Genomic DNA, 13,040 nt, shown 5'->3' with positions numbered 1-13,040 from the left:
ACAGACACTTTAGCGTGTGTCCGGCCGTCCCGCTTCCAGGAGTGGCTGAAGAACCTCCGAAGTGGTTCCGTTTGCCCGTTTGTCGCCCTCGGCCGGTCCGGTCAGAGCACCCCGGGGATCGCTCGGATCACGCCGACGCGGGCGCCGCCGCCGAGCACCGCGGGGGCCGCGAGCGCGGTGTGCGCGTCGGTCCAGTCGACGCCGATCCGGCGCAAAATTGCCAGCGTCAGGGGTATTCGGGCACGGTCGCTGCCGTCCTCGATCTTGTAGGCGAAGGCCGTTCCGTCGGGCAGCGCACCCGCGTGTACACCGTCCGCGCCGATCTTGCAGACCAGGCCGGGGGTGGCCTGCATGGTCAGCAGATCGGGGGCATTGGTGCCCGAAATCACTCGCGGATGGGCGCGGATGGCGTCGGCGACGCGCCGCTCCGGCGCGTCGGGATCGGCGGTCGCCATGGTCGCGAACACCCGGGCCAGGTTCACCAGCGACACCGGAATGATCGGCAGGCCACAGCCGTCGATGCCGAGATCGGTCTCCGGCTCGCCGGTGAGGTCGGCGACGGTGGCGATCACCGCCTGCTGCAGTGGATGCGCCTCGTCCAGATAGCCCTCGGTCGGCCAGCCGTTGATGGCGCAGGTCGCCAGCATCGCGGCGTGCTTGCCCGAGCAGTTCATGTAGATGCGGCGAGGTTCGTGCGAACCCGAGAGCACGGCCGCGCGCGCCTTCTCGTCGACCGGCAGATCCGGCGGACATTCGAGGGACTTCTCGTCGAAGCCGAAGCGGTCGAGCAGCCTGCGCACCAGGGCGACATGGTCGGGTTCGCCGTAGTGCGAGGCGGTCGCGATGGCCAGCTCGGCGTCGTCGACCGGCTCGAATCCGTGGCGCAGCAGGGTGATCGCCTGCATCGGCTTGTTGGTCGAGCGGGGGAAGATCGGCAGGTGAACCTCGCCGAGGGCGAGGGTCGGCTCGCCCTCCGGATCGAGGATCACGGCCGAGCCGCGGTGCACGCACTCGCGGAAGCCGGAGCGGACTACTTCGACCAATTCCACACTCACAGTTGCGCTCCCGTGTCGAGTTCGGCGCCACGTCGGGTGGCCTGACTTGCTAATTCATGGGCCCGGCGCGCCTCGGCGCGGCCGGCGTTCGCGTGCCTGCGGGTATGGCGTTCGATCTGAGTTCGCACGTCATCGGAGAGGGTCGGCTCGGCGGCGAGCAGGATCGCGAGCTGGCCGGGGTCGCTGCCGGTGAACACGTCGCGCACGGTGATGCCGTGGTCGGGGACGTGCACCACCGACACCGTGTCGCCCGCGCCGATCGTGCCCTCGGTGAGCACCCGCAAGTAGGCGCCGGTGTCGCCTTGCCTGGTGAAGCGCTTGACCCACTGGGCTTCTCCGCTCCAGTGCCCGAAGGTGGCGCACGGCACCCGCGGCGCGCTCACCTCGAGCAGCGTGTCGCCGATGGCCCAGCGGGTACCGAGCACCACGTCGCTGACCGCGAGGCCTTCGATGCGCAGGTTCTCGCCGAACCAGCCCGCGGGCAGCTCTCGATCGAGTTCGCTGCCCCAACGCCGAGCGTCTTCGTCGGCGAAGGCATAGACGGCCTGGTGCACGCCGCCGTGGTGCTTCGTGTCGCACACGTGATCGCCGTCGAGACCGAGCGCGCGCACCGGTACCCGGCCCGGCATCGGGCGTTTGTCGATCGCGGATTTGCCGACCCGGCCCGGTACGTCGAGGTCGGCGTGCACCACACAAACGGCCAGGACCTGGCCGGAATCACCGGTTCGCATCGGAGTCACTCCTCTCGTCACATGGTCGGGCGGCGATAGCCAGGAAGCCGGGGCGTCGCTCAGCGCGGAACGCGGGGCCGGTGCCCCTTCGGTTTTCGAGGCTCATGGGCGCGGGTCAGCGGCCGCGGAGCCGATCGACGGCGAGCCTGCCCGCCTGGGGTGCGTCATCGGCGGGCACCGAATCCGGATCGATGGCCGCGGCGGCCGAGCCCGCGGTCAGCGCGGTGTCCGCCGGTACGGAGCGTTTGATCAGCGCGAGCGCGATCGGGCCGAGTTCGTAATGGTCGATGACGGTGCCGAGGCGGCCGATCGCGCGACCGCCCGCGGTGATGTCGTCGCCGGTCTCGGGGCGCTCGTCGGCCGAACCGTCCAGGTGCAGCAGCACCAGGTGCCGCGGCGGCTTGCCGAGGTTGTGCACCCGCGCCACGGTCTCCTGCCCGCGGTAGCAGCCCTTGTCCAGATGCACGGCGCCGTATTCGGCGATCCCGCCGATCCAGCGGGCCTCGTGCGGGATGGTGCGGTCGTCGGTGTCGAGCCCGATCCGCGGGCGCACGGCGGCGACCCGCAGTGCCTCGAACGTCCACATGCCCGCCGGCTCGGCGCCGGCCTCGGTCAGGCGGGTCCACCAGTCGGCGAGTTGCGCGCGGGGGATGAGCAGGTCGAAGGAGTCGGCGGTCGGCCACGGCATCCGGCGCAGGAATCCGCCGCCGGGCAGCGCGACCGCCTCGTAGGTGCCTGGCAGGGTCGCGACGCCGATGGCGGCGATCACCTCGGCGGCCTTCGGGCCGAGCAGACTCAGCACCGCGTGATCGGACTCGGCCGGTTGGGCGTCGGCCCAGAAGACCATCTTTTTCAAGAAGTCCAGCAGTGCCGGACCGCGGTCGCCCTCGGTGTCGATCCAGACCGTGCTGTCCAGCTCGGTGAGCACGAAGTGGTTCAGTACCCGGCCGTTGAGATCGAGGTCGAGGTTCTCCGCCGACTGCCCGTCGCTCAGGGCGGCGATGTGCTGACTGGAGATGGTGTGCAGCCAGGTCAGCCGCTCGGCACCGGTGATCCGCAGGACGAAACGATGCGAGCGATCGATGACTGCCGCGCGGGTTACCGCCGCCCGCTGTTCACCGAGCGGATCGCCGTAGTGCCACGCGACGGCGGCATCGGGTGAGCCCGGCGCTCCCGCGACGGCTCCCGAAACAGCGAGGATGGGGCTGGGCGCAACGACCACGGACACGTTTCCACTGTAGGCGGGGTCGCGGTCGAGTGCCCGAACCGGGGTTGCGGAGAGACGTTCCTGACGTCGCGGGCGAGTCGGCTGAGTGAACCTGAAGCGGCAGGTTGTAAAAGATGCCGCGAAGTCAGCCGTGACCTAGGCGAGACATTGCCGAACCGCCTAGTCTCGACGCATGGTAGATCGGGTTCTTGTCTCACTCGACGGCGCGGTCCGGGACGCGGACGCGCCGTTGTTGTATGCGGACGATATCGGCGTATTGCGTGGCGACGGTATTTTCGAAACGGTGCTGTTGCGCGCGGGCAACGCGTGCGCGATCGAATTTCATCTAGGCAGGCTGCGTCGCTCCGCCCAGGCGCTGGATCTCCCCGAGCCCGAAATCGGGCGCTGGCGGGAGGCCGTCGAGCGGGCCGCGAAGGAATGGGGAACCGACCGCGAAGGAGTAATGCGGCTGGTGCTCACCCGTGGCCGCGACAGCGAGCTATCCGGCGTGGCCGAGAAGGTGACGAGCGGCGATCTCGCCGCCGCCGTTCCGGTGCCCACCGCGTATGTGCTCGTGCTACCGGTGCCGGATCGGGTGCAGAAGGCACGCACCGAGGGTGTCTCGGTGGTGACGCTGTCCCGCGGCATCTCGATCGACCTGGCACAGGCCGCGCCGTGGCAGTTGCTCGGCGCGAAGACGCTGTCCTATGCGTCCAACATGGCGGCGCTGCGGTTCGCGGCGCGGATGGGCGCCGACGACGTGATCTTCACCAGCACCGAGAACCGGGTCTTGGAAGGGCCGCGTTCGTCGGTGGTGATCGCACGGGACAAGCAGTTGATCACGCCGCCCGCGAAGAACGGTGTGCTGCCCGGTGTCACCCAGCGCGCGCTGTTCGTCGAGGCGGAGAAGGCGGGATGGGAGTGTATCTACAAGTCGCTGTTCACCGCCGACCTGCTCACCTGCGACAGCGTGTGGATGATGTCGAGCGTTTCGCTTGCCGCGCGGGTGAATTCGCTGGACGGGCTGCGCATGTCGGCGCCGGACAACGCGCAGGAGATCATCGATCTGGTTGATCGCGGCATCGAACGAGCGGGCGCTATCGGCGATTGGTGAGTGACCCGAGGCGACCGGTGGCTGCCCGCACCGGCGCTGACGGGGAGCCCGGCTGGCGTGACGTGCGTCCTACTCGCGCGTCCTCGGGCCGCAAAACCGCTGATCGGGGCCGAAAGTCCTGGTGTGTCGTGGCCTAGGACTCATTGTTCCGGCCCGCCTCCGACGTATTATTACTACGTCATGTCGTAGACGACGAGGAGGTCGTGACCGGTGAGCGAGCGAATCAATGATGCAGCCGCCCCGGCGGTCATGACGGAGCCGAGCGTCAGCGAGGCGAGGTCATGAATGCCCTGGACATCTCTCGATGGCAGTTCGGCATCACGACGGTCTACCACTTTCTCCTGGTGCCGCTGACCATCGGACTCGCTCCTCTGGTCGCCGCCATGCAGACGGCCTGGGTGATCACCGGTAAGGATCACTGGCTTCGACTGACCAAGTTCTTCGGCAAGCTGTTCCTGATCAACTTCGCGCTCGGTGTCGCCACCGGCATCGTGCAGGAGTTCCAATTCGGGATGAACTGGAGCGAGTACTCCCGCTTCGTCGGCGACGTGTTCGGCGCGCCGCTCGCACTGGAGGGTCTGGTCGCCTTCTTCATGGAGTCGACCTTCCTCGGGCTGTGGATCTTCGGCTGGTCGCGATTGCCGAAACTCGTACACCTGGCCACGATTTGGATGGTGGCGATCGGTGTGAACGCGTCGGCGTACTTCATCGTCGCGGCGAACTCGTTCATGCAGCACCCGGTCGGGGCGCGGTTCAATCCGGAGACAGGGCGCGCAGAGCTCGACAGCATCGTCGCGGTGCTCACGAACAACACACTGCTGGCGGCCTTTCCGCACGTTGTCGCCGGATCCTTGGTCACGGCAGGCACTTTCGTCGCGGGCATCGCAGGCTGGTGGATGGTGCGCAAGGCGCGCAGCGGCGATTCCGCGCAGTTGTCCGAGGCGCGCACCATGTGGCGGCCCGCGGCGCTGGTCGGCATCTGGGTGATGCTGATTTCGCTGGCCGGGTTGTTCCTCACCGGTGACACCCAGGGCAAGCTGATGTTCGAGCAGCAGCCGATGAAGATGGCCTCGGCGGAATCGTTGTGCCACACCGAAACCGATCCCGACTTCTCCATTCTGACGGTCGGTACGCACAACAACTGCGACAGCGTCACGCACGTGCTCGAGGTCCCCGTGGTGCTGCCGTACCTGGCGAAGGGCGAGTTCAGCAACGTCACCCTGCCCGGCGTGGTCGACCTGCAGCAGGAGTACAACGCGAAGTACGGCGTCGGCGACTACCGGCCGAATCTGTTTGTCACCTACTGGTCATTCCGGGCGATGATCGGCCTGGCCGCGGGCTCGGCGCTGCTGGCGCTCGCGGGGCTGTGGCTGACCCGGCGCGGCCGGGTGCCGGATCAGCGCTGGTTCTCCTGGCTCAGCCTGCTGATGATTCCGACGCCGTTCCTGGCCAACAGCGCGGGCTGGGTGTTCACCGAAATGGGCCGCCAGCCTTGGGTTGTCGCGCCCAATCCGACGGGCGATCTGAACCTGCGGCTGATGGTCCAGCAGGGCGTCTCGAACCATTCGGCCGGCGTGGTGCTGTTCTCGCTGATCGTCTTCACGCTGCTGTACGGCTCGCTGGCGGTGGTGTGGTTCTACCTGATGCGGCGCTACGTGATCCACGGACCCGATCCGGCGCCGGTGGTTGCCGACGGGCCGGACACCGGCGGTCCAGGTAGGCATCGGACCGAAGAACCTGCCGTCGAACAACTTTCGTTCGCGTACTAGGGAGCCGACGATGAGTCTGCAAGAGTTCTGGTTCGTGCTGATCGGGGTGCTGTTCACCGGGTACTTCGTGCTGGAGGGCTTCGACTTCGGGGTCGGCATGCTGATGCCGATTCTCGGCCGGGGTTCCGACACGCGAAGGCGGGTGGTGCTCAACACGATCGGCCCGGTGTGGGACGGCAACGAGGTCTGGGTGATCACCGCGGGGGGTGCCATGTTCGCGGCCTTCCCGGAGTGGTACGCCAGCATGTTCTCCGGCTTCTATCTGGCACTGCTGTTGCTGCTCGTCGCGCTTATTCTGCGCATCTGCGCCATCGAATACCGGGGCAAGATCAACGACCCGCGCTGGCGGGCGCGCTGCGACCTCGGCATCGGAATCGGTTCCTGGATACCGGCACTCGCGTGGGGCTGGGTATTCGCCAATATCGTGCGCGGGGTGCCGCTGAACGAGAAGAAACAGTTCGCCGGCTCGGTGTGGGATTTGCTCGGCCCGTACGCCCTGCTCGGCGGGCTCACCACCGGGCTGCTGTTCGCGTTGCACGGCGCGGTCTTCCTCGGACTGAAGACCGGCGGCGAGGTGCGCGACGACGCGCAACGCACGGCCAAGCTGCTGCTGGTGCCGACCGCGCTGGTGGTCGGCGTGTTCGGAGTGTGGACGCAGCTGGCCTACGGCATCGGGTGGACGTGGATTCCGTTGGCGCTCGCGGTGATCGGGCTCGTCGCCGCCGCGGCCGCGGTGTTCGCCGATCGCGACGGGCTGGCCTTCCTCGGCACCACCGTCACGGTGGCGGCGGCGACCACGCTGCTGTTCGGGTCGCTGTTCCCGAATGTGTTGCCCTCCACCATCGACGCGGCGTTCAACCTGACCATCCACAACGCGTCGTCCACCCCGTACACGCTGAAGGTGATGAGCTGGGCGGCGGTGCTCGTCACCCCGGTCGTGCTGGTCTACCAGGGCTGGACGTACTGGGTGTTCCGCAAGCGGATCACGGTCGACCAGATTCCCGCGCCGGTCGGCTTGCCGCTGGGACCCGTGAAGGACTGAGCCATGGCCCGCCCGCCTGTCGACCCGCGCCTGTGGCGGTACGCCCGCTCGGCCCGCCGCTACCTGGCGCTGAGTGTCGCTTTGTCGGTGGTGATCACCGGATCGATCGTGGTCGCGGCGGTCATGCTGGCCAGGGTGCTGGCCGGGGTGATCACCGAACCCGGCCGGCGCACGCTCGGCGAGTGGGCGGCGGAACTGCTGGTACTCGCGCTGGCCATCGCCTGCCGGGTGCTCGCCACCTGGCTGCAATCGCGGCTGGCGCACCGGGCCGGGGCGGGCGTGGTGGCGGAGCTCGAAACCGCGGTGCTCACCGCGGGTGCCCGGCTGCGGCCGCGGGAACTCGAAAGCCGCAGAACCGAACTCGCGGTCGTGGTCGGCACCGGACTGTCCGGGCTGCGCGGTTATCTGATCGGATACGTTCCCGCCCTGTTGCTCGCGGTGCTTGTGCCGCCGATCGTGTTGGCGGTCATCGCGATCCACGACCCGATCTCGGGGCTCATCGTGGTGATCACGTTGCCGTTGATCCCGGTCTTCATGATCCTGATCGGCCTGCTGACCCAGGGGCCCGCCGAGGCCACCCTCGCCGCCACCACCCGGCTGTCGGATCAGCTGCTTGATCTGTTCGCCGGGATGCCGACGCTGCGGGCGCTCGGGCGGGAGCGCGGCGAAGCTGTGCTCACGGAACCGGATTCGAGGTCGGACAACGACGCTGGCGGGCGTCTTGCGACGGGCGAGGACGATTCGCCGCTGCCGAGCACGATGGCGCATCGCGTGCGCGAGCTGGGTGACGCGTTGCGGCAGCGGACCATGCGGGCGCTGCGGATCGCGTTCCTGTCGTCGATGGTGCTCGAGCTGCTCGCGACGTTGAGCGTGGCGCTGATCGCGGTGTCCATCGGACTGCGGCTGGTGTTCGGCGAGATGAGCCTGTACGCCGGTCTGGTTGCACTGGTGCTGGCTCCTGAGGTGTATCTGCCACTGCGGATGGTTGGCGAGCGGTTCCACGCCGCACAGGACGGTATGGCGGCCGCGGACAAGGCATTCGCCGTCCTCGAATCCGCGCCGGGGGCAACGGATTCCCGCGACCGAAGCGGCGATCGCGCGGCGCCGTCGCGCGGTGCCGGAGTCGTTCAACTGCGCGACCTGTCCGTCGCGGCGCGCAACGGCTTTGCGCCAGAAGGGTTGTCGGCGGTGCTGCGGCCCGGCGCGGTGAGCGTGCTCGCCGGACCGAACGGCAGCGGGAAATCGACGGCGGTGCAAGCGATCCTCGGCTTGCTCACCACGGACCGCGGGTCGGTCACCGTGGACGGCGTCGATGTGCGGGATCTGGATCACGACGAATGGTGGGCACGCATCGCGTGGTTGCCGCAGCGGCCGGTGCTGGTGCCCGGCACGTTGCGGGAAAACCTCGAACTGTTCGGCGCGAAGGCCGAGTCGCCTGCCGCGCACGGCCCCGCTCGCGTCGTCGGTGATCTCGAAGCCGCCTGTGTTGCCACCGGATTCGACACAGTGCTCGACGAGCTGCCCGACCGATGGGACACCGTGGTCGGCCCCGGTGGCGTCGGGCTCTCCCTCGGCCAGCGCCAGCGACTCGCGCTCACCAGGGTTCTCGCCGCCGACCGCCCGATCCTGCTCCTGGACGAGCCGACCGCTCACCTGGACGCCGATAGCGAAACCGCGGTCCTTGCGGCCCTGCGCCAGCGCGCACGGGATGGCGCGACCGTCATCGTGATCGGCCATCGCCCAACAGTTCTCGCCGCGGGCGACCAGGTTGTCCAGGTGCGCGCCGTCGCCGATGAGCCAGCAGAGGTGACGATCTGATGAGGGTTGCAGCGCCTATTCGACCGGGTGGCGGCCACCGCCGACTCGGCATCGGCCCGCACGCGCATAGTCGCTGTGCGCAGCAGCGGAGGAGCGTCTCCGGTCGCGGACGAATCCGGCGTGGCGGCGATACGCGCGATTCCCGCATGGTGCGGCGATGACTGTGGCGAAGACCGGGGGCGCTTCGGTGCGCAGCGATGTGCGGCGGATGTGGGCGTTGCTGGAGCTGTCCAAGTGGCGCGTCGTGGTGGCGATTGCGTGGGGCGTGCTGGCGCTCGGGAGCGGGCTCGGGTTGGCGGCGCTCGCCGCGTGGTTGATTGCCCGCGCGTGGGAGATGCCGCCGGTGCTTGACCTGAGCATTGCCGTGGTGACCGTGCGGGCACTGGGGATTTCGCGAGGGTTGGCCCGGTATCTGGAACGGCTTGCCACCCATGATGTCGCGCTGCGGGCGATGGCGACGGCGCGCACGACGGTCTATCGAACGCTGGCTGGATCGGACTTCTGGTTGCGCAGGCCATCTGGTTCGCGCTCGGCGGTCGTTGGTGCGGGGCCGCTGCGGCGCGGTGACCTGCTCGTCCGAATCGGTAGTGACATAGACGATCTCGGTGCGGTGGTCGTTCGGGTGTTCGTTCCCGTCGCGGTCGCTGTCGTGTTGTCCGCGGTCGCGATCGGCCTGCTCGCCACGATCTCGGTGGCCGCGGCCGCGATTCTGGCTGGGGCGCTGACGCTTTCCGGGCTCCTCGCGCCGTGGCTGTCGGCAAAGGCCGCGCGCGACGCGGAACAGGCGGTGCGCGCGGACCGCGCCGAGTTCGCCGCGCAGGCGCTCACGGTGCTCGACCACGCGGCCGAATTGCGGGTCGCGGGTCGACTGGACGCGGCACTCAGCGCCGCTACCAAGGCATCTCAGCGGGCGGTCGCGGCGGAGGACGCGGCGGCAGCGCGCAGCGCGTGGTCGGCGGCGGCAACTCCGCTCTCGATCGGCGCGAGTGTGCTGGGGGCCTTGCTGATCGGCATCACCCTCTACGGTCCGTCCGGTGGTGCGCCGGGCGCGATGACCCCGATGGCGCTCACCGTGCTTGTCCTGCTGCCGCTTTCGGCATTCGAGGCGGTCGGTCCGCTCCCCGCTGCGGCGCAGTCGCTGACCACAGCCCGCGCGGCCCTGCATCGGCTGGTCCGGCTCGACAGCGGTACCGGCGGCAACGACCGGATCGTCACAGCGCTCGAAGACCGTCTATCGCAACAACTTCCGGAGCTACCCGAGGGCCGCCGGATCGCCGTCGTCGGCCCGAGCGGAGCCGGAAAGACCACGCTGCTGATGAACTGGGCTGGTCTGTGCGACACCCCCCGCACCGGCGTCACCTTCTTCGCGGAGGACGCCCACCTGTTCGGTACCTCGGTGCTGGAGAACTTGCGCGTCGCGCGTGGCGACGTCACCGTGGATGAGGCCGAAACCGCGCTGCGCACAGTAGGTCTCGGCGACTGGCTGGACTCGTTGCCGAAAGGGGTGCATACCGACCTGGTCGGTGGCGCCGCCGCCGTTTCCGGCGGGCAACGCCGCCGCATCCTGCTCGCCCGAGCGCTCGTCTCGCCCGCCCGCGTGTTGCTGCTCGACGAACCTACCGAACACCTCGAGGCCGAGGCGGGCGCACAACTGTTGCGCGACTTGCTCGACAGCGCCAGCGGATTGGTCGAACCCGATCGCACTGTGGTGGTTGTCACACATCAACTTCCGGCGGATCAGCGCGCCGACGTCATCGTCCGCGTCGACGCATCAGCGCAGGTGAAGGTCGATTTCGTGGATCGAGGAGTCCCCACTTCCGCCCTCGGAGAAATTCCGTTGCCGACCCGCTGACTCATCGCTAAATTCGTCAGTACACAGGAAGGAGGTGGTTCAACGAATGTATGTTCAAAGGACTAGTGAGGTGGCTGCGCGCTAGCGCCACCGCTGCAGGTTATTCGCCGCGCGAGCGCTAGCGAATTCCACGCAGTCACCCGGCCCCCGAGCCCCCGTTTGAGTCCGAACGGGACCCATGCGCCTAACCGCGCATCGGTAAGGCTCGGGGGCTGTTCCTTTTCCGCCTCTCCGAGTATCTAGGCCAGATTCAGGTGCCGCAGCTGTTGCGTTGGCGACCGGCGGTGATCGTGGTGGGTTGAGGTAGCCGGTACCCGGCGAGTTACCCATGTACTTGCGAAATCAGTAGTCGCCTTGGCAGACATACCCGTTCAGTAGGCGACGCTCTCGCCTAGGACCGTCTAGCCGATGTAGCGCTTGAGCCGCGCCGAGAGGCGGGGCTCCAAGGGGCCGTCGGCTACCACGCGCTCCTCGACGTAGGCCAGGTCGCCGCCCTCGACGATGCCGTAGAGGCGCTTCGCGCCGCCGACGACGATGCCGGACTGGCTGCGGATGACCACGTCGGTGGCGAGTTCCCAGGAGGACTGGGTGAGGGCCTGGCCGTAGAAGAGTTCGACGATGCCGGTGCTGTGCGTGAGCAGCAGCTCGATGACCTCGTCGTTGCCGTCGATGCCGACCCGCCAGAAACCGCTCTCGCGCAGATCCGGGCCCGAGTAACCGCCATCGGCGTCGAGCACCCAGGAGCGGGACTCCCAGGACAGGTAGTCGCCGCCGTCGTGCGCCACGATGATCTGCTGACCGAACCGGTAGTCGCCGCGGTCCGGGTTGTTGCCCTCGCCCTCGCCGCGCCAGACGCCGACCATGGGCAGCAGGGCGAGCATGGAGGAACTCAGATCCGGCCCGAGCCGCAGGTTCGCGGTGTCCTCGGGCAGCGGCAGATCAGGCAACACCGGAATGTTACGGCTACCGGTCGACTTGGCCCGCTCGACAGCCTCGGACACGGCTTGATCGCCGCTGCGGCGACCAGCCGAATCGGCGGAGCCGTTGCCGTTCAGTTGTTCACTCGCTTGCTCGGCCGGGTTTGAACCTTCGCTCGCGAGATCACTCATGATTCGGTGAACAGCCGATAGAAGACGTAAATGCCGAACCAGCCGATGAGGATGGCGACGGCCACCAGCAGAATCTCGAAGAAGAGGACCACATTCGGAGTCTAACGACAACTGGTGCCGGATACGCAGACGACCCCGGTGCTTCCCGTCATAGTGTGGGGAAGCCCGGGGCCGTTAGCTGCGTACGGTTGTCTTACTTGGCGACCGCGACATCCACGGGATGAATACCCGCGCCTTCCGGACGAACCTCGGCCGAGCCGTTACCGGCCGAGGAGAGCGCCCGCAGCGTCCACGCGCCCGGCGCGGCGAAGAAGCGGAAGTCGCCGGTGCCGGAGGCGACGACCTCGGCGGTGAAGTCACCGTTGCCGTCGAGCAGACGGACGAACGCGCCGCCGACCGGCTGGCCGTCGGTGCTCAGGACGCGGCCGGTGATGACCGTCTCCTTCTCCACGTCGACGCCTGCGGGGATGGCCTGACCCTGGGTAGGTGCTGCGCACATGTTGTTTACGCTCCCAACTCGATCGGTGCACCGACGAGGGAGCCGTACTCGGTCCAGCTCCCGTCGTAGTTCTTGACATTGCTGTGGCCGAGCAGTTCCTGCAGCACGAACCAGGTGTGCGAGGAACGCTCGCCGATGCGGCAGTAGGCGATGGTCTCCTTCTCGCCGTCCAAGCCCGCTTCCTTGTAGATCTCGGTGAGATCGGCGTCGGACTTGAAGGTGCCGTCCTCGTTCGCGGCCTTGCTCCACGGCACGTTGATGGCGGTGGGGATGTGGCCGGGACGCTGGCTTTGTTCCTGCGGCAGGTGCGCGGGAGCCAGGATCTTGCCGGAGAACTCGTCGGGCGACCGGACGTCGACCAGGTTCTTGGTGCCGATGGCGGCGATGACCTCGTCGCGGAACGCGCGGATGGTCACGTCGGGGGCGGCGGCCTTGTACTGGGTGGCCGGGCGGCTGACGCCGTCGGTGGACAGCGGACGGCCGTCGAGCTCCCACTTCTTGCGGCCACCGTCGAGCAGCTTGACGTTGTTGTGGCCGTACAGCTTGAAGTACCAGTAGGCGTACGCGGCGAACCAGTTGTTGTTGCCGCCGTACAGGATTACCTCGTCGTCGTTCGAGATGCCGCGCGCCGAGAGCAGATCGGAGAACTGCTCCTGGTTCACGAAGTCACGACGAACCTGATCCTGCAGGTCCTTCTTCCAGTCGAGCCGGACGGCGCCCTCGATGTGGCCACCGTCATAGGCGGAGGTGTCCTCGTCGACCTCGACGAAGACGATGCCGGGGGCGTTGAGGTTCTCTTCGGCCCAGTCCACGGAGACCAGGACATCGGAGCGAGCCATGTTGT

Annotated in this window: 11 protein-coding genes; 5 read left to right on the top strand and 6 right to left on the bottom strand. The window is 68.0% G+C overall.

Annotated elements, in window-relative coordinates:
• Positions 1-101: 101 nt before the first annotated feature.
• From ACIA8C_RS14990 to ACIA8C_RS14980, 3 genes are all read right to left on the bottom strand, one after another.
• Positions 102-1,055 carry an asparaginase gene (locus tag ACIA8C_RS14990; protein WP_397134838.1) on the bottom strand — a complete coding sequence of 318 codons (954 nt, stop codon included), beginning with the start codon at positions 1,053-1,055 and terminating at the stop codon, positions 102-104.
• Positions 1,052-1,786, bottom strand: a complete 735-nt coding sequence (locus ACIA8C_RS14985) for an MOSC domain-containing protein (RefSeq protein WP_397134836.1) — start codon at positions 1,784-1,786, stop codon at positions 1,052-1,054. The genes ACIA8C_RS14990 and ACIA8C_RS14985 overlap by 4 nt, the downstream gene beginning before the upstream one ends.
• 115 nt (positions 1,787-1,901) lie before the next feature.
• Positions 1,902-3,014 (bottom strand): YgfZ/GcvT domain-containing protein, encoded by a 1,113-nt coding sequence (locus ACIA8C_RS14980; RefSeq protein ID WP_397134834.1) that lies wholly within the window; start codon positions 3,012-3,014, stop codon positions 1,902-1,904.
• Positions 3,015-3,186: 172 nt separating this feature from the next.
• Here ACIA8C_RS14980 and ACIA8C_RS14975 point away from each other — a divergent pair, with 172 nt between their 5' ends.
• The 5 genes from ACIA8C_RS14975 to ACIA8C_RS14955 all read left to right on the top strand — a co-directional run bounded on the left by ACIA8C_RS14975 (position 3,187) and on the right by ACIA8C_RS14955 (position 10,588).
• Entirely contained in the window at positions 3,187-4,107 is a 921-nt protein-coding gene (locus tag ACIA8C_RS14975) for an aminodeoxychorismate lyase (protein WP_397134832.1), read from the top strand.
• A gap of 281 nt (positions 4,108-4,388) precedes the next feature.
• Entirely contained in the window at positions 4,389-5,876 is a 1,488-nt protein-coding gene (locus ACIA8C_RS14970; protein ID WP_397134830.1) for a cytochrome ubiquinol oxidase subunit I, read from the top strand.
• Between the two features lie 10 nt (positions 5,877-5,886).
• The gene (cydB, locus tag ACIA8C_RS14965) at positions 5,887-6,918 is read left to right on the top strand and encodes a cytochrome d ubiquinol oxidase subunit II (protein WP_397134828.1); all 1,032 of its coding nucleotides are present in this window, start codon (positions 5,887-5,889) and stop codon (positions 6,916-6,918) included.
• A 3-nt stretch (positions 6,919-6,921) separates the two neighbouring features.
• Entirely contained in the window at positions 6,922-8,736 is a 1,815-nt protein-coding gene (locus ACIA8C_RS14960) for an ABC transporter ATP-binding protein/permease (RefSeq protein ID WP_397134826.1), read from the top strand.
• 157 nt (positions 8,737-8,893) lie between these two features.
• Positions 8,894-10,588, top strand: coding sequence for an ATP-binding cassette domain-containing protein (locus ACIA8C_RS14955; RefSeq protein WP_397134824.1), 1,695 nt, complete (start codon positions 8,894-8,896; stop codon positions 10,586-10,588).
• A gap of 401 nt (positions 10,589-10,989) precedes the next feature.
• On the opposite strand, the gene ACIA8C_RS14950 is transcribed toward ACIA8C_RS14955, so the two are convergent.
• The 3 genes from ACIA8C_RS14950 to ACIA8C_RS14940 form a co-directional block, all read right to left on the bottom strand.
• Complete coding sequence (locus ACIA8C_RS14950) at positions 10,990-11,697, bottom strand: FABP family protein (protein ID WP_397134822.1); 708 nt, start codon at positions 11,695-11,697, stop codon at positions 10,990-10,992.
• A 193-nt stretch (positions 11,698-11,890) separates the two neighbouring features.
• Complete coding sequence (locus tag ACIA8C_RS14945) at positions 11,891-12,196, bottom strand: DUF1416 domain-containing protein (protein ID WP_040730884.1); 306 nt, start codon at positions 12,194-12,196, stop codon at positions 11,891-11,893.
• Positions 12,197-12,201: 5 nt separating this feature from the next.
• Positions 12,202-13,035, bottom strand: coding sequence for a sulfurtransferase (locus ACIA8C_RS14940; protein ID WP_397134820.1), 834 nt, complete (start codon positions 13,033-13,035; stop codon positions 12,202-12,204).
• Positions 13,036-13,040: the final 5 nt, after the last annotated feature.

This window comes from Nocardia sp. NPDC051321, assembly GCF_044455225.1.
Classification (GTDB): domain Bacteria; phylum Actinomycetota; class Actinomycetes; order Mycobacteriales; family Mycobacteriaceae; genus Nocardia.
Note: the sequence above shows the minus strand (reverse complement) of the source record. Positions and strands in the feature narration are given on the sequence as shown.

Coding starts and splice junctions, on each gene's coding strand:
- ACIA8C_RS14985 (WP_397134836.1), bottom strand. CDS start 1,786: ATGCGAACCGGTGATTCCGGCCAGGTCCTGGCCGTTTGTGTGGTGCAC.
- ACIA8C_RS14975 (WP_397134832.1), top strand. CDS start 3,187: ATGGTAGATCGGGTTCTTGTCTCACTCGACGGCGCGGTCCGGGACGCG.
- ACIA8C_RS14970 (WP_397134830.1), top strand. CDS start 4,389: ATGAATGCCCTGGACATCTCTCGATGGCAGTTCGGCATCACGACGGTC.
- cydB (WP_397134828.1), top strand. CDS start 5,887: ATGAGTCTGCAAGAGTTCTGGTTCGTGCTGATCGGGGTGCTGTTCACC.
- ACIA8C_RS14960 (WP_397134826.1), top strand. CDS start 6,922: ATGGCCCGCCCGCCTGTCGACCCGCGCCTGTGGCGGTACGCCCGCTCG.
- ACIA8C_RS14955 (WP_397134824.1), top strand. CDS start 8,894: ATGACTGTGGCGAAGACCGGGGGCGCTTCGGTGCGCAGCGATGTGCGG.
- ACIA8C_RS14950 (WP_397134822.1), bottom strand. CDS start 11,697: ATGAGTGATCTCGCGAGCGAAGGTTCAAACCCGGCCGAGCAAGCGAGT.
- ACIA8C_RS14945 (WP_040730884.1), bottom strand. CDS start 12,196: ATGTGCGCAGCACCTACCCAGGGTCAGGCCATCCCCGCAGGCGTCGAC.
- ACIA8C_RS14940 (WP_397134820.1), bottom strand. CDS start 13,035: ATGGCTCGCTCCGATGTCCTGGTCTCCGTGGACTGGGCCGAAGAGAAC.